At 37.1% G+C, this 22081-nt stretch carries 21 protein-coding genes; 3 read left to right on the top strand and 18 right to left on the bottom strand.

What is annotated here, in order from left to right:
• Positions 1-314: 314 nt before the first annotated feature.
• Positions 315-3107, bottom strand: a complete 2793-nt coding sequence (locus KO495_RS13620) for a pitrilysin family protein (RefSeq protein WP_215980943.1) — start codon at positions 3105-3107, stop codon at positions 315-317.
• Between the two features lie 333 nt (positions 3108-3440).
• Positions 3441-4226 (bottom strand): DUF4097 family beta strand repeat-containing protein, encoded by a 786-nt coding sequence (locus KO495_RS13625; RefSeq protein ID WP_215980944.1) that lies wholly within the window; start codon positions 4224-4226, stop codon positions 3441-3443.
• A gap of 200 nt (positions 4227-4426) precedes the next feature.
• On the opposite strand from KO495_RS13625, the gene KO495_RS13630 reads away from it, so the two are divergent.
• Positions 4427-5452 carry a Gfo/Idh/MocA family oxidoreductase gene (locus KO495_RS13630; RefSeq protein WP_215980945.1) on the top strand — a complete coding sequence of 342 codons (1026 nt, stop codon included), beginning with the start codon at positions 4427-4429 and terminating at the stop codon, positions 5450-5452.
• Between the two features lie 33 nt (positions 5453-5485).
• Here KO495_RS13630 and KO495_RS13635 read toward each other — a convergent pair whose 3' ends face one another.
• Both KO495_RS13635 and KO495_RS13640 read right to left on the bottom strand, forming a co-directional pair.
• Entirely contained in the window at positions 5486-6928 is a 1443-nt protein-coding gene (locus tag KO495_RS13635) for a response regulator (protein WP_215980946.1), read from the bottom strand.
• A 291-nt stretch (positions 6929-7219) separates the two neighbouring features.
• Entirely contained in the window at positions 7220-7615 is a 396-nt protein-coding gene (locus tag KO495_RS13640) for an immunity protein YezG family protein (RefSeq protein ID WP_215980947.1), read from the bottom strand.
• A 226-nt stretch (positions 7616-7841) separates the two neighbouring features.
• On the opposite strand from KO495_RS13640, the gene KO495_RS13645 reads away from it, so the two are divergent.
• Both KO495_RS13645 and KO495_RS13650 read left to right on the top strand, forming a co-directional pair.
• On the top strand, positions 7842-8324 hold the full coding sequence (locus KO495_RS13645; protein WP_215980948.1) for a DUF3015 family protein: 483 nt from the start codon (positions 7842-7844) through the stop codon (positions 8322-8324).
• Positions 8325-8511: 187 nt separating this feature from the next.
• Positions 8512-10359 (top strand): DUF4105 domain-containing protein, encoded by a 1848-nt coding sequence (locus tag KO495_RS13650; RefSeq protein ID WP_215980949.1) that lies wholly within the window; start codon positions 8512-8514, stop codon positions 10357-10359.
• A 129-nt stretch (positions 10360-10488) separates the two neighbouring features.
• Here KO495_RS13650 and KO495_RS13655 read toward each other — a convergent pair whose 3' ends face one another.
• The 14 genes from KO495_RS13655 to KO495_RS13720 form a co-directional block, all read right to left on the bottom strand.
• Positions 10489-11388 carry a hypothetical protein gene (locus KO495_RS13655; protein ID WP_215980950.1) on the bottom strand — a complete coding sequence of 300 codons (900 nt, stop codon included), beginning with the start codon at positions 11386-11388 and terminating at the stop codon, positions 10489-10491.
• A gap of 47 nt (positions 11389-11435) precedes the next feature.
• Positions 11436-12023, bottom strand: coding sequence for a hypothetical protein (locus KO495_RS13660; protein WP_215980951.1), 588 nt, complete (start codon positions 12021-12023; stop codon positions 11436-11438).
• Positions 12024-12050: 27 nt separating this feature from the next.
• The gene (locus KO495_RS13665) at positions 12051-12653 is read right to left on the bottom strand and encodes a hypothetical protein (RefSeq protein WP_215980952.1); all 603 of its coding nucleotides are present in this window, start codon (positions 12651-12653) and stop codon (positions 12051-12053) included.
• A gap of 247 nt (positions 12654-12900) precedes the next feature.
• Positions 12901-14196: a hypothetical protein gene (locus KO495_RS13670; protein ID WP_215980953.1), complete on the bottom strand. Its 1296-nt coding sequence runs from the start codon at positions 14194-14196 to the stop codon at positions 12901-12903.
• Positions 14196-15881 (bottom strand): molecular chaperone HscC, encoded by a 1686-nt coding sequence (locus KO495_RS13675; protein ID WP_215980954.1) that lies wholly within the window; start codon positions 15879-15881, stop codon positions 14196-14198. Before KO495_RS13675 ends, KO495_RS13670 begins: the two co-directional genes overlap by 1 nt.
• A 257-nt stretch (positions 15882-16138) precedes the next feature.
• A complete protein-coding gene (locus KO495_RS13680; protein WP_215980955.1) occupies positions 16139-16348 on the bottom strand; it encodes a hypothetical protein in 210 nt (69 codons plus the stop codon).
• 146 nt (positions 16349-16494) lie between these two features.
• Positions 16495-17064 carry a hypothetical protein gene (locus KO495_RS13685; protein WP_215980956.1) on the bottom strand — a complete coding sequence of 190 codons (570 nt, stop codon included), beginning with the start codon at positions 17062-17064 and terminating at the stop codon, positions 16495-16497.
• A gap of 264 nt (positions 17065-17328) precedes the next feature.
• Positions 17329-17664, bottom strand: coding sequence for an immunity protein YezG family protein (locus KO495_RS13690; protein WP_215980957.1), 336 nt, complete (start codon positions 17662-17664; stop codon positions 17329-17331).
• A 6-nt stretch (positions 17665-17670) separates the two neighbouring features.
• Positions 17671-18468 (bottom strand): DNA/RNA non-specific endonuclease, encoded by a 798-nt coding sequence (locus tag KO495_RS13695; protein WP_215980958.1) that lies wholly within the window; start codon positions 18466-18468, stop codon positions 17671-17673.
• A gap of 250 nt (positions 18469-18718) precedes the next feature.
• Entirely contained in the window at positions 18719-19240 is a 522-nt protein-coding gene (locus KO495_RS13700) for a hypothetical protein (RefSeq protein ID WP_215980959.1), read from the bottom strand.
• Between the two features lie 55 nt (positions 19241-19295).
• Positions 19296-20093: a PoNe immunity protein domain-containing protein gene (locus KO495_RS13705; RefSeq protein WP_215980960.1), complete on the bottom strand. Its 798-nt coding sequence runs from the start codon at positions 20091-20093 to the stop codon at positions 19296-19298.
• Between the two features lie 17 nt (positions 20094-20110).
• Positions 20111-20866, bottom strand: coding sequence for a PoNe immunity protein domain-containing protein (locus KO495_RS13710; protein ID WP_215980961.1), 756 nt, complete (start codon positions 20864-20866; stop codon positions 20111-20113).
• An 11-nt stretch (positions 20867-20877) separates the two neighbouring features.
• On the bottom strand, positions 20878-21747 hold the full coding sequence (locus KO495_RS13715; RefSeq protein WP_215980962.1) for a hypothetical protein: 870 nt from the start codon (positions 21745-21747) through the stop codon (positions 20878-20880).
• 58 nt (positions 21748-21805) lie between these two features.
• Positions 21806-22075: a hypothetical protein gene (locus KO495_RS13720; protein ID WP_215980963.1), complete on the bottom strand. Its 270-nt coding sequence runs from the start codon at positions 22073-22075 to the stop codon at positions 21806-21808.
• Positions 22076-22081 lie beyond the last annotated feature (6 nt).

Genomic DNA, 22081 nt, shown 5'->3' on the forward strand with positions numbered 1-22081 from the left:
TTTCGCCGTAATTGCAATAGCTCTCAATAGTGATTACGGGGACTGTATTCATTACAACTAATTAAATTTATTAGGTAAATATTAATAGGGATCGCTTGTTTGGTTGTTTATTCTCGTAAGCGCTGTTAGTTCAATATAGTTTTGTGAACGGCTTCATTCACGTAATATTAGCGTTATGATTAACGCTTGATAGTTAATAGTGACTTAGCAGTAAAGAAGTAGGTAAAATATAAAAAAACCTTAGTACTTTCATACTAAGGTTTTTTATGGCGTTAACGTTATCACGCCGAGGGCTAAGCTAAATGAATAAAGTTTTACTGCTCTACTTTACTCATATCGCCTGCTTTAATAATAGAGAAGTCTTCAAGCTTGATGTATTTATTCATTACCTTATTAACATCTGCAGCGGTTAAGTTAGCTAAACGTGCTTCATAGGCTTTGTTCCACTGCATAGTGCGGTTAAGCGCTAATTGCGATCGTAATGTGCCAGCTAGCTCTTTATCTTGCGAGCGGCTTACGCGTTCACCCTGTAATAAACCTGATTTAGCATCGTTAACTTCTTCTTCTGTGAAGCCATCTTTTAACATGCGCGCCATTTCTTCTTTAAAGCCTAGCTCTACTTTAGCTAAGTTTTGTGGAGCACATATTGCGTATGCGCCCATGGCTGTTCTGTTATCGAATGAACTTGGGCTAATAAATGAGCCAGCGCCGTAACTTAAACCGTCTTTTTGACGTAGTCTTGTTGCTAAACGGCTATTTAAGAAGCCACCACCTAAGATGTAGTTACCAAGCTCTAATGCTGCAGCATCGTCGCTATTATCACCTAATGGCAAGGTGATCGCGGCGACAAAAGTGGCATTTTCTTTATCAGGAGTATTAAAGTTTTCATCTTTAACCGGCATTTTTTTATAAGGCGTTGCTAGTCGTTGGTATTGTTTTTTAGCATTCCAGTTACCAAATATTTCGCTTAACTGTGCATTAACACTTTGCTCATCAAAATCACCAACTACAGATATTTTAGCGGCATTAGCACCATAAAAAGCGTTATGGAAAGATTTAACATCGCTAATACTTAACTTCTCTAGTGCCGTTAAACTTTCTTCAAAAGAACCAACATAATTAGGGTGACCTTTGGCTACTTGGTTTTGCTTTTTAGAGTAAGCTCTAAATGCTAACTGTTGTGGGTCTTGCATACCTTGTTCAATATCAACTTTACGTGTTGCTTTAAATTGATCGAATTCAGCTTGGTCAAAACGTGGTGTTTTAAATACAGAGCTGGCTAAAGTAAGCACATCGCTTAAGTTAGTTTTGGTTGTGGTAATGCGAGCATATGCACCATTACCCCATGCCCCAAAAGAAACTTGAGCATTAAGTTTATCAAACTCATCTTTTAGCTCTTCACGTGTGTATTTTTTGGTGCCGCGCATTAACATGGCACCAACACTTTCGCTAACATTTGCTAAACTATGCAGGCTTTTCTCGTCACCTAAATCAATATTGATATTGACTGAAACTGACTCACCTCGGGTTTTCTTTGACAATAATGCCACTTGTGCACCGTTGGCTAAGGTAAAGCGTTTAGTACGGTTGTCAATATTGTCAAATGATGGTTCAAAGTTTTCACCTTGGGCTATTTGAGCTTTACCTTCATAACCATCAACCATCGCTGCAACACTCGCCACTTGTGGTATTTCAACGCGCTCAGGTTTGTCTGTTGGAATAAAGCGCCCAGTAGTACGGTTGTTACGCGTTAAATAGGTTTGAGCAACACGTTGTACATCTTCTGCCGTTACCGCTTCAATGCGATCGCGGTGTAAGAAATATAAACGCCAATCGCCCATGGCTAACCACTCACTTAAGGTTTTTGCGATAACCTCAGATGAGTTAAATGATAAGTTAATATTTTTAAGAATATTACGTTTAGCACGTTCTACTTCTTCGGCGGTAATGGCATTTTTTTCAATACTTTCTAAAACAGATAACATTTTGTCGCCAGTTTTATCAATATCAAAACTTTTATCTATTTGCGAAGCAAAAATCATGACTCCTGGCTCTTGCCATTGAAAGTTAAAACCAAATGCGCGACTGGCGAGTTTATTTTCAACAAGCTCTTTATGTAAGCGGCCACTTGGTGCTGAGCCTAATACTTGAGAAAGTACGTCAATAGCGGCGTAGTCAGGATGAGATCCCGCTGGAATATGATACATAGCGCCAAATAACTGCATGTCACCTACGCGACGAACCGTAACGCTTTTTTCACCGTCTTGTGCTGGCTCTTGTGTGTAAAGTGGTGCAATAACGCGATCTGGTTTAGGAATTACGCCAAAATAATTATTAATACGTTTTAGCATGTCATCGTTATCAAATTTACCAGCAACGATTAGTGTTGCATTGTCGGGCTGGTAATATTTACGATAAAAAGCCTGTAAGCGCTCAATGGGGACATTTTCTAAATCTGCTTTGGCACCTATGGTTGATTTACCGTAGTTATGCCAAGTGAAAGCTGATGCCATCATGCGTTGTAAGGTTACGCGAAATGGGTTGTTTTCGCCGCGTTCAAACTCATTGCGGACAACAGTCATCTCGCTATCTAAATCTTCCTTCGCAATAAATGAGTTAACCATACGGTCAGACTCCATGCTTAGTGCCCAATTAATGTTTTCATCGGTTGCTGCAAAGGTTTCAAAGTAGTTAGTTCTGTCAGTCCAAGTAGTACCGTTTGGGCGAGCGCCATGAGAGCTTAACTCTTTGGGAATGTCTTTATGTTTTGGCGTACCTTTAAAGACTAAATGTTCAAGTAAATGTGCCATACCGGTTTCACCGTAATTTTCATGTTTAGAGCCAACATGGTAGGTGACATTTACGGTAACTGTTTCTTTACTTTGGTCAGGAAAAAGTAAAACACGTAAACCATTGTCTAAATGGTATTCACGTATACCCTCTACTTCATTAATTACAGCTGAGCTTTTGTGTTGAGTGTTAGCGGTAACTGCATTATTAGTGTTTTTGCTGTTATCTGCTGTTGCGCAGGCCGTAAGTATAGGCAAGCTAGCAAATATAATGAGCGTGGTTATTTTATTTTTATTAAAGCGAGTAAACTTGAACATCTGTTCTCCTTGTGATGCTAAAAAGGTTAGTCAACGAAGTGAAACTGAAAACAACTATAGTTGAATAATTCCATAAAGTACTTATCTATAGTGCCAATATTCATAAGTATTTACAATTTTTTTACATTCCCTGTTGGGAATAAATAATAAATGCTAGTTGGTATGGTGCTTATATGTCAGCTACAAAGCCTAAAGGGGTTAGAAAAAGGCTGTATACCGAGCGAAGGGGTAATTAGTTATAGTAAATAAAGTAATGAGAGTAAATAAAGTGAGCGTTAATTAGCTCACTAAGGTAAAGGTGCTAATTAACGCAAGAGGGGAGGTTAACTACTATTAAATTTCTTTAATATGAATGCTGCCGCCACTTGTTTTAAGTAACATTTTAGGGCCGCCGCCGTTTATAGTACCAACGATTGATTTTTTATCGACACTACCTTTTACAGCAAAATCACTCTTAACGCGACCGCCACTGGTTTTAGCGGTTAAGCTTACAGCAGTGTCTTGCGCTAAATACGCAGTAATTGAACCGCCAGAAGTGATAAACTCACTGTCTTTTGTTGGCTTAGTTGGTAGGTTTATCTTGATACTTCCACCTGAAGTTTTAGCTTCAATTTTTCCAACTACATCGTCAATTTTTAAGCTGCCGCCTGAGGTTTCTATTTCTACATCACCGTGTATTTTACTTAATGAAATAGAGCCGCCGGCGGTATCTACGTCTACTTCACCAGTGAGATCTGCTATGCTAATTGAGCCTCCACTGGTTTCAACGTCAACATTATATTGCTCTGGTAAGGTTAGCGTGTAAGTTGCTTTAATGTGTTTATTACCACTAAAAAAGCTGCTGCCTTGTTTGATGTCTCCTTCGATATTTATACCGTTTGCTGGTGTAGTAAAGTTAATATGTAGTTTATCTTGGTCTTCACCTTCAATATTCAATTGTACTAATACAGTACTTTGTGAGTGAGTGTTAACTTTAATTGCGCCTATGTCGGTATCAAGTTTTAATAAGCCGCCAGCCGTAACATCAAAGGTTTTATTAATGGTTTTTGCTTGAGCGCATGAAGCAATAACTAATAAGGCAAGTGGGGCTAATTTTAAAGTAGATAAATGCTGTAACATAAGAGTATCTCCGTGTTGTTGTTTTTATTTCATCAGTATCATGTTTTTTAGTATGATGCCATTGCATGATAAAAGGTTTAAATTTATTTGAACTTTCATTAACCTTTTTACTAATTACTTATTTTCAATTACTTATTTTCAATTACTTATTTTCAATTACTTATTTGCACGAGTTAAAGGTTATTTATAAGGACAACCATATGATTAATTTCGCCGTTATAGGGACGAGTAAAATAACTTGTGCTTTTATTGAGGCAGCTAAACAAGACCCGCGTTTTAACCTTTATGCAGTTTACTCTCGTCAGCTTGAAACAGCTCAAACCTTTGCTGAAAAACATAAAATAGCGCATTGTTATACCGACTTAAGCGAACTTGCCAATGCTAGTGAGGTTAATGCTGTTTATATTGCTTCTCCTAATAATTGTCATGAAGCACAAACCTTGATGATGATAAACGCGGGTAAGCATGTGCTATGTGAAAAGCCTATTGCGATTAATACTGCGCAATTAACACGCATGATTATGGCGGCTAAACATAACAATGTCTGTTTTATGGAAGCTATGCTGATCTCTTTTCTGCCTAACTACCTACAAATAAAAAAACACTTACATGCGATTGGTACGGTTCGTAAGTATAGCGCTTCATTTTGTCAATTATCTTCACGTTATCCAGCCTACTTAAAAGGAGAAAACCCTAATACCTTTAACTTGTTTTTTGGTAATGGTGGTTTAATGGATATTGGTATTTACCCCCTTTATCCTATTATTGACTTATTCGGCTTACCCAATAAGGTTGCCAGTCAGTGTAGCAAGTTAGCTTCAGGTGTTGATGGTTATGGTGACGTACTATTGTCTTACTCTGATCATTCAGTAAATGCTCAAGGAATAGCTCAAACAGAATTACAAGGACTTATCAGCTACTCAAAAGTAAGTCATGGAGCCAATTTAGGTGAGTTACAGGGCGATAAGGGGCGAATTAATTGGCAGCATAGCTCGTTATTTAACGAAGTTACACTGACATTAAATAATGGGGAAGTACACAATATATCAGTCGCGCAAACGAGTAATAGAATGACCTATGAATTGAGTCATTTCATTGATTTAATTGAACAAGGTAAAATAGAGTCACCGATTAACCATTGGCAACTTTCTGAACAAGTACTAAGCGTTATTGAGCAGGTAAGAGCACAACAAGGGATAATATACCCCGAAGATACTGCTCTTTAATTACGGTGAGATCTTAACCTGAGTTTAAGTTATTTAATGAAAACTGCTAGGCGTTAATGCATAAGAAGGAAGTTCAAAGTAATAGATGGTGCCGTTCTTACCTTGCTTTTCACCGGTAGTTCCACCTAAAGCATCAATAATTTTCTTGTTTAAAACAATATCTAAAGGGTCTTTAGCATTACTGTTTACAGTAAGACTATGCTCGCTTAGTAAATGTTTACTATCATCACTAAGCATGCAAGGTTTGCTATCTTCTACCTCGAAGACGATATTAAACTTGTCGGGATAAAGGCGTATGTAAATATTATCCCCTTGAGTGCTATTATCAATAGCGTGCTTTGTTAAATGAGTAATGACTTGCTCTACTTGGTTTGGTACACATAGTTTTTTTATTTTTTCGTCAAGTGATTGGTTAATAATAATATTTTTTATTTTCGCTTTGCTTGACTCTATGTAGAGTTGTCCTGCAATCATAGCATTTAATGAACACGCCTTTAGGTTTGGACTATGTAAGCATTGTGATAATTCAATGTAACTTTGCAGATCAGCAAAGGTGTGTTCAATTTTATCTTTAGCTTTTTGACAAAGTAAGCTCGCATCAGCGCTTTTCTTAGTGTCAGGTACGCTATCAACTAACACTTCATTAATGGTAGAAAGTATATAAAGCGGGTTGAATATATCTTTTGTTAAGCTGTTAATTATATTTTTATAATCAATGAGAGATTGACGCTCTTTTGTGCTTTGGTAGGCGTTAAAAATTAATTTTCTTAATGTGACTGAAAATAACTCTAAATCAAGGGGTTTAATAAAGGTAGCGTCTGCTGCATCGTATAAAAACTTAATGACCGCATTTCTACTCGCGGTAATACCAATAAAAATAAAGTGTCGTTCTGGAAATGTGTTTCTAATTTCGTCCATTAACTGGCAACCGTTTTTATTTGGCATTTCATAATCTAGAATAATGAGTGTAATAGAGCTTATTTGGTGTAAAAGGTTAATGACATTATTAGGATTGAGTTCTATGGTATTTTTTATAAACTCTTTTGATAAGATGTTTTCAACGATGTAACTATCTACACGTGAGTCATCAACAATTAATGCGTGTTGCGATTGATATATATGGTATTGATGTATAAAACCGTACACCAAAGTTAAAACCTCGGGCGAATTCACATTGACAATGAGATCGATATTGCAAGATTTTGCCGTTCTTTCCATTTCAAAGCTACATTCATCGGTTAATAATATGACGGGAATATGTAATGGTGCAGATAACTGACACAGCTGCGCTTCTGTTATTGTGTTGTCGTAAACAATTAAAAAATTAGTATCGTCTGATTGGCTTTTTAAATAATTAGCAATGCTAGCGGTTGTAACGTTTTTACATGCACCTAATTGCTCTTCTTTGATTAAGGCTGCTAAAGGGAGGTTAAAGTGTTCCGGCAGGTTAACTAATGCTACTTTGAGTATATCCACAACGAGTCCTTTCAATGTATTTAGGCTAAAACTATTTTACGTAATAGCATTTGGCCACTTTACCTGTACGGGTTTATGTATGCTCCGTTGATAATAGTACAAAAACATTAAATTCGCAGAGTGATTTAATAACCGCATAACTGTTGACTTGAATGTTAAGGAGGAGTTGCTAACTAGGATATTAGTTAAGGCATTATAAATCTTTATAATGGCGCTCGATAATGCACTAAATAGTAGGTTGATTATCGAGCTGCTTGTTAGATAACATATAGAAAAGAAACCTGCCTCTTATCAAAGGTTACCATCAAAAGGGGTATCATCAACAAATTTCAAATTAAATTTGCCACTACGCTCAATGGTAAATATTGCTTCAGCCCATACTTTTCCTGACTTTTCTTGAGCAAGTGTGAATAGCTGTTCAAATGTTGGTTTAATGGCATCAACGTTTTCAATGAGTTTGTCTTCAACATTTGTCTCATGCTCAGGATTAAATGCGCAAGTATAATAAGCCGTGCAAACATAACTTTTAGTTAGCGCTTCATGTTTATTCTGATGGGGACTTAAACACGAGAGAGAAATATAGGCCGTTAGCCACTCTTCCTTAATAGATTGATAAAGAAACTGACCTATTGATTTAGTAAGTTCTTGTTCTGATAAGTTTTTAATAGACGATTTTTCTGCTGACATTATTACTATCCTTAGCTATAAATTATGTGTTGGTTAATTGTAAAGAGTATAAATTAAAGTTAAAAGTAATAATCGTGAACTTTTCTTCAGTTTATTTAACCTTTTATTTTTACTTGATAAATTATTGTACTTTCACCCTATTTTTATTGCTTTATATTCTAAAAGTATGTTACTTTGCACCGCCTTTTTTTCTAAGGCTAATTCATCATACAAAGGACTTATGAATATGAAAAAAATCATCGCTGTAGCAGCACTTTCTCTTTTACCTTTCACTCAAGCAATGGCTGACCAAGATATTGGTTGTGGCTTAGGCTCTATGGTATTTGCAGGTAAAGAAGGTAAAGTGTTCAAAGTATTAGGTGCAACAACTAACGGTACTTCAGGTAACCAAACTTTTGGTATTACTTTTGGTACATTAGGTTGTGATGGCACAGGCCCTATCACTTCAACTGAAACTGTATCACTTTTTATTGATGGTAATGTTGATCAATTAGCACGTGATATTTCAAAAGGTGAAGGCGAAACTTTGGCTACACTTGCAGAAGTATGGGGCTTTGCAGAGCAAGATAAAGCCGAATTTGCTTCTTTAGCACAAGCTAACTTTTCCGCTATTTACACCTCTGAAAATGTAACTTCACAAACAGTATTAGAAAACCTAAACCGTTTGGTAGCAAGTAATGCTGTATTATCAAGTTATAAACTTGCTTAATTAGCTACGCAGTTAATTTATTCAAATTATGTTAAAGCCCCTTCAGGGGCTTTTTATATTTATAGCTGTCGTATTCTTTTATTTTAACAAGGGTATGACCATTGTATAAAACACATATTCCACCTACACCACTTTTAGTTCCCTATAAAATCAAGCACTTTGAATGGTAACGGGTATATAAGACACCATGAAAATATTAAGCACAGTTATATTTATTATTTTAACGTTATTATCTTTACCGTCTTTTTCCAGCGATATATCACTCAAGACCTTAGCTAAAAATTCATATTGGTTACAGCTTGGTCATTATCGCTCAGCTGTGTTGACTGAGTGGAAAAGTGAAGTAGACAGTGAGAGTTTTTTTCTTACTAAATCTGGAAAAACAGACCCCTATGCCGAGTTGCTGGCTACCGTTGATAGTTTTAACGCAATAGGGTTAACGGTAAACGAAGCCAACAAACTACGCTGTGCCTTTCCTGCTCGCTATACCTGGCTAAAAAAGAAAATACCTAATAATTGGCCTGAGCTCAACTGCATTGAACTTAGTCAATGGAAAGAAGTGATGAACCCCGCAGGTATTACGTTGGTTTTTCCTACGGCCTTTATGAATAGCCCCTCATCAATGTTTGGGCATACGTTACTGCGCGTTGATGCAAAAGATCAAAACAGGCATAGAGAGTTAGTAGCTTTTGCGATCAACTTTTCCGCCCAACCTGATGTTGAAGATAATGCAGCGGCGTATGCGTTTAAAGGACTTGTAGGGCAATACCCTGGTAACTTCACTGTTATGCCTTATTACCGAAAGGTACGGGAATATAATGATATAGAGTCTCGAGATATTTGGGAATATAAGCTCAATTTTACCGAAAGAGAGGTTGAGCGTATATTACTTCACTTGTGGGAGCTACAAAGAGCTACTTTTGATTATTATTTTATTGATGAAAATTGCTCATACCAGTTATTAAGCTTATTGCAACTTGCTAATGAAAAGCTTGATTTAACTTCTTCATTTTCTTTTCAAGCGATTCCGTCAGATACTGTTGCCGCATTGAAAAATAATAAGCTACTTCAAGAGCCTAATTACCGACCAGCATTTGGTACGCGTTTATATCATTATGCACAACAGCTATCAGCACAAGAGTTAGCATCTGTTCAACAGTTAATTGAAGAGGGGGAATTTGACAACGCTACCTACACCATAGACCGACAAGCCGCTATTTTAGAAATGGCCTATGAATGGTTAAACTTTAATTTTTATGATCAAGGGCTTAATCGAGATCTTATAGCACCACGTTTAAAAAAATTGCTATATGAACGCAGTAAGCTAAAAACACCACCTCCTTTTTCTGAGCCAGAAAAACCACTTGCTTCTCCTGAGCAGGGGCATAGTTCATCTCGAGTGGGTATTACCTTAGTGAATAGCAATAACTACGATAATCAAATAGAGCTTTCCTATAGGTTGGCCTATCATGATTTACTTGATTATTCGCTTGGTTATATTCCAGGTGCTCAAATTAGCTTTTTTGATTTCCAGAGCAGCTTCAGCAAAAATGATAAACTGCGTATCGAACACTTATACCTAATTGATGCAATGTCACTTGCACCTGACAATGAAGTTTTTAATAGTTGGTCATGGAATATGAGGCTAGGGTACGATAGACAGCCTGATATAAATAAGCAAAAAAGTAGATACTTTACTCAAGGAGGGTATGGCAAGTCATTTGGTGATCCTAATAAGTTTCATAGCTTTATATTAGGATCTGTTGAGTTCAATGCAGGTGATATAGCAGATAACGTTGAAGTAGGCTTAGGTACCGAGTTAGGTGCGGTTTGGCAACTTAACAGTAATAATAAATTAGCATTTACTGGCAATGTTATGTGGTTACTTAATAGTGAAGTAGCGCGGCATTCACGCGTCGATTTATCATGGAATTGGGCTTTGCAAACTAACTGGGCACTACGTAGTAATATTAATTACAAAAAGTGGTACCGCGAGGAGACGCAAGCAAAACTGACTTTGTATTATTATTTTTGAGGTGTTATTTGTTATGTTTTCTTGCTTGTTTATATGTAGGATCTCAGCGCTACCATAGCTTAGAGTATTATCATTCATCACGATGGCACGCTGTTTGTTGTATTTTGTTAAGTCTTCATGCACCCAATATTAAATTCGTATTGAGTGGCAAACACTATGTAGTTGCCACTTATCATTTACATGTTGCATAGTAAACTTCATAGCATCACTTGGTGCGGTATAAAAGTTAGCTAACCAAATATTCACTTCATTTTTATTGGTATTTTGCCAACGAGTCACTTGATTTTTAGTGATAAAAATCCCTTGGAAAACAATTTTTTGAGTGGTTTTTTCCCCTGACTCACAAGGCCAGCTACCTAGTTTTTTTGCACCAGAATAAAAGGCATAATTTGTTAAAAAAGGCGCTGGGCTAATCACTTCTGATAGAGCACTATTTTGTGTAGCTTGACATATCAACTCAAAAAAATCGTTAACTAAGCTTTCAGAGTTTGGAATGCCCTGCTCAACTAACTTCTTTGAAATTGTTGAATAAAATACTGGTGTGTTCTTACAATGAGGAGAATTAATTAGTAGATCGCCATCAACATTACTAAAACCTGAGCCGTTAGTGTTTGTGACTATCGCTGCAATGTCTTGTGCAGGACCATTTTTATTCGTTTTTGTGGGGGACTTCTTGTTTCTTTCAGTGATAGGTGCTTGATAAGGTACTTTCTTATCGTTTTCTACAATACTGTTTTTAGTTGATTTATAGGTGAAAGTATCTGCGGTAATAGAGATTACTTCTAATTTTATCGTGTTGACATTAAATGCAATGACAAGGATGTCTTCCTCAACATGCCAATCTCCATGCATTGTAAACTTCCCCATATTTAGATACATAGCTCCATCAGATTGATAGCAGAGGGTATCTTTACCTGTATTTTTCCAGCATCCAATTACCTTTTGAGCTATTTCATTTGCTTTTACGTTACTTACACTTACACACACAGCGATAAGTAAAAAAACTAACGATTTTATCTTTTTATTCATTATTATTCCTTTAACTTTAGTGAGAGTTAAATTCCATTTCAGTTTATTTAGTGTTCTTTAACCTTATTTAGTTTCGCTTTTATCCGCCATAAAAATGTTAACTGAATTAACATCATCATTATAAATAGCAACACCAAGCCAACAACTAATTCTCCAGCGTATTGTTCCATAAGTTTGGTCAATTTTGTTGGCTCAAGGGTTTGGTAAATATTGCTTGAAAGTTTGCTGTATTCTTTACCTGTTAACCACGTATTTGTTTTATGGTTGTAATAGAAATATGTACCCTCTTGCCATCGATAAAAGCTATGCCCATAACTTTCTTCTAACTCTTTAAGCGCTTTAGGTAATTTAATTTCAATAATACCCATATAGCTAATAGGCAATGTCGTTTCGTAAGTTATTTCTTCAATATTGATATTGATTAAGTCAATATCTCCTTCAAAAGGAATATTATTAAAGGAGACAGAATAAGTGTCTTCGTCAACTTTATTAAACGACTTTAACTCACTACTGGTTTTTTGAAGTTGTTCCCAACGTGATAATAATTCTTCTTTATTAGGCGACTCAGCATTTACAGCTATGGGCAGGGCACAAAAGCACATTATTATTAGGTTTACGATAAGTTTATATTTCATTTCTATCCTTGTAGTTGAAGTTACTTATTAGTTAGTTTCAGAGGCTATATTTTCAAAAAGACAATAACCTATATGCTCAATGGCTGTTTTAATATGCTTTATGTTATTAATATAATGCACGAGAAAAACATATTCGTCAGACTCAGTATCAATAATGCTGAGCTGTAAGTCATTTTCTCTTAACTTTTCATCAAAGCTTGTTATGACGCTGTCACATGAAATAGAAATATCCTTTTCATATGAGGGAAGTGTAAGAAACAGGTTATAGTTTTCTTGTAAAGCCAAGTTAAGTCGCCATGCTAAATTACTTGTTTCCGAATTTAAATCAAATGACATAATAAAGTGGTAATCATTGTCATCTAAAAACTCAGCGAAAACGTTTAACGTTGATAAATAATCATCGTCATTGTCATAATTCTTCAGTGTATCGATAAATTCAAATACTTCATTCTTACGAGTATTTTTAGGAAGGCATAACTGAGCTAAGTATTGATAAGACTCTTTGGCTTTATATGAAAGGGTAGGGTAATTCGTTTCTAGCGCAAGGGTCGTGTTGTTATCGATTTTGTTGCTTTTTGAACTGTTTTTTTTAAATGAAAATAGTAAATCATTTATTTTCTTTATTATCATATGCTTGAACTCCATTTCAAGTAATTAACGTGTAGTGTATAGAAAGGTTAGTCATACTTATAAAAACCAGCCTGTCACTTTGTATAGTGACAAAGCAACAAGCAGGTTTGAAATCCATTTCAAATTGTTAAAGAGCGTGCTTTTTGGTAACAATAATCAAAACAGAGTGATTGAGCTGGTTAATTTGTTTAAACGGCTCTGACCCCTTTTATTTTTTTGCTGTTATTTTATTAGAGCGTGTTAATAACTAAGCCCTATCACGACTAGGTCGCGGGGGGTTATTAGTAAATTTAAAATAGTGTCGTGCTTTACGGAGATGACGTAATGTAAATATTCCCCAAAGCGTACCAAATGGTATTAAGAACAAAGCAACACAGGCAATAGGCCCAACGCAATAGAATGCTAATTTATTGTTTTGGCAAAGCTTGAAGCATAATACGAATTGGCTAATCACAAGCACTAAATTTCTAATAGTCGAATTGCTAAACAACAGACCGTCTTGCGTTGTAAACAAAGAGAAAAAGAAAATAGCGAGTAATATTAGACACCATAAAATAAATAATATTTTTAATTTGAATAAGCTGTTCTTTGCGTTTTCATAAACTGCTATTTCCTCTTCTGAATAACGATTAATTGCGCTAACGCCCCCTTGAACAGCGGCTAGTGACTTATTCTCGTCAGATGTAGCATTATCAATGTATTCTATGATCGAATCTAATGCTTCTGAATGTGCGAATACGCTGAGTTTTTCCCTCTCTTCTTGCCATAAAAATGTGTCATTCAGTAACAATATTGAGTTTTTATCTAAACCGTCTACTGAGTATTTTTTATGTTTTTTTCCGTTGGAAATTGCGTTATATAAGGCGTAAATTGCGTTAATTAAATATAAACTCACTTTAAAGTGAATATCCTGATTAAGTAGCGCTTTATTTTGACTTAGCTCACTCCAGAGTTGAAATTGAATATGTGAATTATCTTCAGATAAAATTTCGTCGCATAGTTGTAAAATGTCGTCTAAATTATCAATGCCTTCTTGCTGGCTATTGGTCACTCCAACATCCTGTGGGGTTTCAACTAAATTTTTCTCATTCGAGTTAACTAAATTTTGAAAGGAGTTCTCAATAATTTCGTCATGTAGTTGCTGGTCGCTGATTGTTGATTCATCAGTTGCAAGTTGATCTGCAAGGTATTCATTTTTATCAAAAAGTAATGTTTCTTCGAGGTCAATATGTGTGCTTTCATTAATTAACTCGTTGCCGAAATATGCTTGCTCCTCTTCTTTATGTAAAGGTGCTCGTTCTTCTTCATATGAGGGCACATCTTCCTCTTGTGTAGAGAAAAACGTTTGTTCCTCAATGGCCATTGTTGTCTGACTAGCCGCAATTTTTGCGTACTTGATTGCGCTTTTATAAGCGTTGTGCAGTAAAGAAAACTCTGTGGGTTTTTCGTCAGGGCGAATAACTTTAACACGAGCAGCATAGGCTTTTTTAATCAAGCCAATTTCAGTCGTTGGCTCTATCTGTAATTGTTCCCAATCAACCATTAAAACCAACTTTCATTATCGAATGAATCTAAAGCATCACCGAAAAGCACCTGTTCTCGTTGTATTTCTCTGGGATTTTGGCGGTCTAGTGTATGCTCAAAACGAGAGATCAATTGAGCAATTTCTTCTCTTTGATAACCAAGGGAGCTACTGTACATACGTTCGGCCCTCGCCACTAAAGCTCGATTTTTTTCACTGTCTCTAGGGTGAAATTTGAGCTTTTGAAGCACTTTTTTAGCACGAGTTATTTGCTCAGCTGTTAATGCACCTGGTGCGTTATGAATTACTTTATTGTAGGTTTGTCCGGTAGTTTTAACTTTAACGTCGACTTCCAGTAAGCCACTCATATCGTAACTATAACGAACGGTAATAGGTTGATGTCCAGCTTTGTCTTTAGGCACAGCTACTTTTAATCTACCCAAGAAAATATTTTTATCTACTTGCCTGTGTTCACCTTGATATATACCAACCTGCATCGCTGTTTGATTATCCGTAGAAGTGCATAAATCGCGTTCCACACTAATCGGCACAATAGAGTTTCGCTCGATAATAGGGAGCATTTGACCAGGGTTATCAAAATCATCAAGCACCTCAGTTCCTAGTGTAAAAGGGCATACATCGGTTAAGACAATGTCATCTAGCGCTTCGTTTTTCTCTACCAGCCCAGCTTGAACACCTGCTCCTATTGATACAACAAGATCTGGATCTAAATTACATGAAGGTAAGCGGCCAAAGAGCTTACTGACCATTGAACGCAATGCTTTTAGTTTTGTTGAGCCACCAACTAAAATAACATCATCAATTTCATTTGGGTGTAAGTTGGCATCTCGTAGTGCCTGTTTAACAGGTTGCTGCACTCTATAGAGCAATGGTGTTATAACGCTATAAAACCACTCTTGCTCTATTGTTAAATCGTATGTTTTATTTTGATATGTCACCTGAAGTTTATGACGCAACTCATTGTCAATATTACACTTAATTGTTTCTAGCTTCATGAGCGCTTGTTGCCGCTCTTTTCGGGAAAACAGTTTTTTATCCAAGTTGTTATCTATACACAGTTGTTCAAACATTACTGTAACAAAGTCTTCACCACCCAGGTAATTGTCACCAGCGCTGGCGTGTACTTCCATAACACCTTCAAAAAATTCTAATATTGATACGTCGAAAGTGCCACCACCCATATCTAAAATAATAAAGGTGCCCTGTTGGCGATTATTTAAACCATAAGCCATTGCTGCGGCTGTTGGCTCGTTTATGAGCCTTCTAACGGTTAGCCCAGCTAGTTCCCCGGCAAGTTTAGTCGCATAGCGTTGGTTTTCATTAAAATAAGCAGGCACGCTAATAACCGCTTCTGTGACTTTCTCCTCTAAAAATTGTTCGGCATCTTCAACCAGAGAACGCAATATAAAAGAAGACAACTCAGGTGCTGTAAAGGAAAGGCCACCAATTTCTAACGAATGCTCTGTGCCCATAACACGTTTAAACACAGCAACTGTACTTAGTGGATGACTGATTAGTCTTTGCTTAGCTGTAGTGCCTACAATAACATTTTTGTTATCGTCAATGGCTACAACAGATGGAGTTAAAAATTTATTTAATCGATTGGGGATTTGCACTAACTCTGCATTTTTCCAAACACAACATGCACTATTAGTTGTGCCTAAATCTATACCTATAATGGCCATAGTCAGATTCCTTCTGAATAATTTAATTCCAATTTTTACGCCCCAAGATATTACCAATTTAGATTGAGTAAGTCAGTAAAATAAAAGGAATTTTTTATTGCGAATCATCCAACTAAATTGAAACTAAATTGGTTATGCTGCTTCATTGCTGTGTTTGGCACTTTAGCTTTAGCTCAAATCCAATTAAAATTAAATAGCCTATGGTCATCACAAACATAAAAAGCTTGTTGAATGACAACTGATAGTGCCGAAGGTAATTAAAATATATCCAGTAAGCGAATACCCCTGAAAATGCTCTGCTTTTTGTGCGCATTAAACTCAATATAATGCTCCCCTGCGAGGGTTTTTAAAATCACCTTAGGCTCAGTACCTAAATCGTCAATACAAAGTTCATGGCCCGAGCGAGAAACAATACGATTTAGGTGTGAATTTACACTGGTAACGACTGAGGGCTGCACATCATTCATGTCAAAACCAATAAGTTAGGCTTTGATTTGATGAGGGCGATTATTGTTGAATGCAGTCTATGTTGAAATGTATGAGCCTAGCATTAGCCAGAGAATAGGCGTATAGAAAGGTTAATTAATAAAAACCTGCTTGTCACTTTGAAAAACTATAAAGCAACTGGCTGGTTTGAAATCCATTTCAAATTGTTAAAGAGCGCGGTTTTTGGTGCTTCTACAACCATTAAGAACTCGTGATTTCCGCGAGCACCTCTAAGCCCATCTGAAATTTTATTTTTTAGAGCCGGATTTTTATACCTGTTCGCTAGTTCTTCTGGAGTTCTGGAATCAAACCACTTATTAAAGTTACCTGAATCGAATGTAGGAATATCACTAACTTTCAGCTTTGAAAGATTAAATTCTTTCTTACTGCTTTTAGCCCCTTTCAACTCATTCCCTTTCGGGGCTTTGAGTTGGTCGGCTCTGATTTTATTCGGTACGCTGGTTATGCCTACATGGGCTAACTCACCCGTGTATTCATCAAGGGCTTTGCTAAATTTTTTCTCAAGGTCTTGCATGCCCTTTTGCATGCCGAGCTCTACTTTAGGAAGTATTTCGCCGAGTTTTTTACTGGCATTTTTTAAGCTATCAAGGGCTTCATCGGGAATAATTCTTTTTAAACACCAGCTATCGACAATATCATCAAAGGCACCACGGATACCGACTATTTTCTCTTTCACTAAATCGATAGCTTGTTTGGTTAAACCAGCCCAGTCAATTTCTCGTAAGAATTTAACCGGGTCGCCTTTACCTAGCTCACGTAAAACGGCAAGGGTAAACCACCCAGTGCTGTTGTTAGCGTTGTCATCATCGTTAAGTTATAAAGTATGGTACGCCGTTATTTCTTGGGTGTTGGGAATAACGGCGTTAATTAATGTCGCATGCAGATGAAGTGATAAGCAGGCTATATTAATGCTAAGAGCATCACAGAAAGTATTGAAAAGTTACTCGTTATTTAAGCGCTCAATTTCATCAGCAAGCTCTTGATCCCACTCAAAGTCAATATTGAATTTACCTGTTGGCTCTAGCGTGTATTTTGCTTTATTCCACTTATTATCAGAGTTTTCAGTGGTTATTTTATGAAGCTCTTTAAATAATTTAAATAAGTTATACCCCGCAGTTAAATCAATGGTTTCATTTCTCGTACTAACATATGTAACGTCAAATTCAGCAGCATCCTCAAAAAATTCCGTTTCAATCTTACATTCTTTCCAGCTGTCATTAAGCTGTGCTATTAAATGTTGAGCGATTCCCATGTAGATATCATCAATCGTTCGCATTTACCTTTAACCTCCTGATTTATTTAATAATGTGGTTGATTTCTTTTTCCCATCAATAAAATATGTGACATCAAATGCTTCAGCTCTTTTTGAGCTACCTTCGTAAATAGCATTTATTTCTACCTTAACCTCTTTAGGCGGATTTCCCTTTAATGCTTTAGCCCATGTATTTTCCATACGCTTCCATGCACCTTTATTTAAATTGCCGTCCATAGCAGCATAGTTAATTTGTTCGCCAGGTCCTTTAAATATAGAAGCAATCAAATGACCGCCTTCATCATCTCTGAGGCCATCTTTAATGCCATCAGTTTTTCCTGCTTTACCTTGTTGATAGGTATTTCTATCTACTTTTGACAAATCAAGCTCACCACCAACAGATTTAACACGACCTAATTCATCTGTTTTATAGGTATATTTACCTACTTTATAGGTGGCACTTGGCTCTAGTTTACCATTAAGTTGCTTATTCCAACCGCCTTTTTTACTTTGCTCTAATACGTTGATGCGAGGTTTAGCCCCCTTCAACTCATTGCCTTTCGGTGCTTTGAGTTGGTCGGCTCTGACTTTGTTTGGTACGCTGGTTATGCCTACATGGGCTAACTCACCCGTGTATTCATCAAGGGCTTTGCTAAATTTTTTCTCAAGGTCTTGCATGCCCTTTTGCATACCGAGCTCTACTTTAGGAAGTACTTCGCCTAGCTTTTGGCTCATAGAGGCAATACTATCGATAGCAGAATTAGGCAGTAATAACTTCATAGAATAACTACTGATAATGCCATCCAAGGCATCTTTTATCGCAATCACTTTTTCTTTAATTAGGTCGGTTGCTTGCTTGGCTAAATCTGCCCAGTCAATTTTTCGTAAGAATTTAACCGGGTCGCCTTTGCCTAGTTCACGTGCTTATTTCAATTGAAAGCGCAAGGGCGGGAGTAAGTACTTCCCCTGCATTTTCAATAATAACTTTGCCGACGCCTTTAATGGCAGAGCCGCTTGACTTTGGGGAGGGGGATAAAACCAACACCTGTTAAGAGGTAGTTGGCTAATCACAAGCGTTTTACTGAAAACAAAAAACAAATACACCACAATTATTCTGACGAGCGCAAGAGAGAGAGTTTATCAGTGCTACTAATTCATGCTCTTCAATAAAATCTTCGTCGTAAGCTTCGTTATCAAGCATGTCTTGAAATGCTGTAATGTAGCTGCTCAATGATTTGCTATCGCGATAAACCACTGCTGGTGTACCATGTGGTGACAATGGCAATGTAAAGTCATCAGCCACATCCCAATCATTGAATAGGAAATCAACCATCAGCGGGTAATCATCATCAAGATAAAATGTTATACAATCGCTTTGTGTTGATTTAGCCTCGCACAATGCCTCAAGTGCGTATAATAACTCACATGCTGTTTCACTCTCATGTGTTTCGGGGTCTCGGGTGTATGATTTTGCAAATAATACATCAAGGGCTGATTGATGTTCATCGAGTTGCTCTTGAGTTAAAACAACGTCTTTATTTATTAATGTTTGTTTTATTGTGTCGTGTTGGCATTGGTGTATTTTGATAAAATAACTCATGTTCATCCTTTTTTTGAGTCGTTCACATGATGTGCTTTTATAAAACAAGGCAACTTTATTGCGCTTGTTTGATTAAATCACTGGCTAGCATGGAGTGAGGTGCCAGCGTTGTTTTTTCTATACCAGTTAAGTTTGCCACTAATGCGTGCTCAAAACACCAGTAGCCAATATAATAATCCGTATACTCAAACTCACAATCACACTCATGGTTTTCATGCCAATCAGCGTCTTCTAATTGTGCGTACCATTGTTCAATAAATTGATTGAGCAATACGGTTTGTTGCTCAGGCTTTGCGCTAAATGCATCATGTAATGCTTGGTACACGTCGGGGTAATAAAGTGTTGGAGAAATAGGGCGATTAACATCACCTAAAGCAATTGCAATGTTATCAAGCAAGGCGTCTTTGCCTTGCTCGCCAATAATGGCGAGTACTTCGTCAAGGTGCGCTTGGTCAGCTTCACAGGCTTGCAGGAGTGACAACCACCAGAGGGTATAAATGTATCGGTTGATATTTTCAGAGCCAACGGCATCACCTTGTCCGCCTAACTTTTCAAAAGCATTACGATAGAACTGATGAGGCGCAGGTAATTTATCGCAGTATTCGGTTAGTTGCTTGCGATATGGCAATATTTCCAATACGTAACGTCTTACATCACCTAAATGTGCGCCGTATGAGTAATGGCTGACCGCACGCATAATAGCTAATTGGTACAAGCGCTGACAAACATCAACTCGTTCACTTGGTGAGGTGAAGTTACCATTATCTAGCGCTGCTTGGGTTTCGTTTAGCGCTTCTTCAAAATCAACCAATAGGGTTTCAAAATAATCACTGTCTTTGCGAGTATCACGCATGAGTCTAATCCCTAACCTTATTTGTTATTATCTTGCCAGTGCACTAAATCTTTTGGGTAGTACTCATGGTCAATAAAGCTGCTATCGTCTATGTTGTAAAGCTTAACCACTAAAGCGGCCTCCCAGCACCAATAGCCTTTGTATGTGTCGGTATCCATCAAATGTAAGTCAGGGCTACCATAAAGCTTATACCAAGCATTTAAATAAGCGAGCATCATCTTAGGTTGCTGCTCTGGAGTTGCCTCTATTACTAAATGCAGTTTATTAAAGCGCTTTTTAAACAACACGGTATTATTTACTTCACGTGAGCTATCACCCATTTTTACGGCTATACTATCAAATACCGCATCAAGGCCTTGACTTCCCAATAGGACGAGTACTTTCTGGTAATAGCTTTGTCCCACATTTAGACAATAAGCAAAGGCTAGCCAATTCAACCAATCCTCTAGGTAATCTTCACGAATTTCTTCCCAACCAATGCGTTTTTTTTGTTCATTTTCTGGTAATAAATCAGCATAGTATTTTTGTTTTTCACGATATTTCAGGATTGCATCTAAATGAGGTATAAATTCTGATAAATTATCGCCGCGGGAGTAGCGCAGGTGCATTAATCTGACAGAATCATTAACTAAACCAAATGAAAATTTCATTTTTGAATCAATATTTAAGCTTTTATCACTTTCTAAGTCATGGAGATCTTCATCTATTGTTTCTAGGCTATACTCTATATATTCATCGAAATAAATTTTATTTTTTAACTTGTCTCTCAACATTTTATTTTCCCCTAAAATCCGAGTGCTTTACTAATGATTTTCGCATTTTCATCTAATGTTTTGACAACTAAACTACCGTCGAGTTTATTTCTGATAAGTAGCTTTTCAACTGAACCGTCACCTCTCTTTAAGGAACGCAAAATTTTATCAACTTCTCTACGATTTAAGCCTGCCTTTTCAAGACGATCTTTTGTTATCCACTCATCACTCATTTGTTTGCCTGATTTAGTATTACCCAAACGAGCAGTATTATATTTGGCTTCAGTAATAACATAATCGGGCGGTGGATTCGGGTGAAGGTAAATACCATCTATACCTGTTTCACCGGGTTTGTAATTACCGTCAGTTTTTCCGAGTGGTGTATAGCCTTTTTCAGTCATGAGTTGGTGGCTATTATACTCTCCTGCAGCAGCCTTTTTATGGTTCATTGATTTAAATTCAGTAAAATCATCAGGTGTTTTTCGTGACTTTGTTAAAGCTTTAGCTGCTTGACCACCGGGTAAATTATTGCCTCTTGGGGCTTTGAGTTCAATCGTTTTTACTTTATTAGGTACGTTAGTTATGCCTAAAGCAGGTACTCCACCCGTGTATTCATCAAGGGCTTTGCTAAATTTTTTCTCAAGGTCTTGCATGCCCTTTTGCATGCCGAGCTCCACTTTAGGAAGTACTTCGCCGAGTTTTTTACTGGCATTTTTTAAGCTATCAAGGGCTTCATCGGGAATAATTCTTTTTAAACACCAGCTATCGACAATATCATCAAAGGCACCACGGATACTGACTATTTTTTCTTTCACTAAATCGATAGCTTGTTTGGTTAAACCAGCCCAGTCAATGTCGCGTAAGAATTTAACGGGGTCGCCTTTGCCTAGTTCACGTAACACGGCAAGGGCAGGAGTAAGTACTTCCCCTGCATTTTCAATAATAACTTTGCCGACGCCTTTAATGGCAGAGCCGCTTTACTTTGGAAATTAGGGGAACAAAACTAATGCCCGTTAAGGGGAGGGCAATCCAACCTATGCTGTCGTTAGCGTTGTCATCGTCAGTGAGCAGCATAGTGTTGGCACAGACATCATGTACATCAATTATTAGCGACTCGTCCAATAGTCGGTGGTTGAATAGTACTTGGCTCGCTGGCACTGATAGATGATCAGAGTTTAATAAAATAGTGAGGTAGAGCTTACCCGAATGGATAAGCTGTTTATTATGCATTTAGAT

It is taken from the genome of Colwellia sp. D2M02, assembly GCF_018860755.1.
GTDB classification, from domain to species: domain Bacteria; phylum Pseudomonadota; class Gammaproteobacteria; order Enterobacterales; family Alteromonadaceae; genus Colwellia; species Colwellia asteriadis.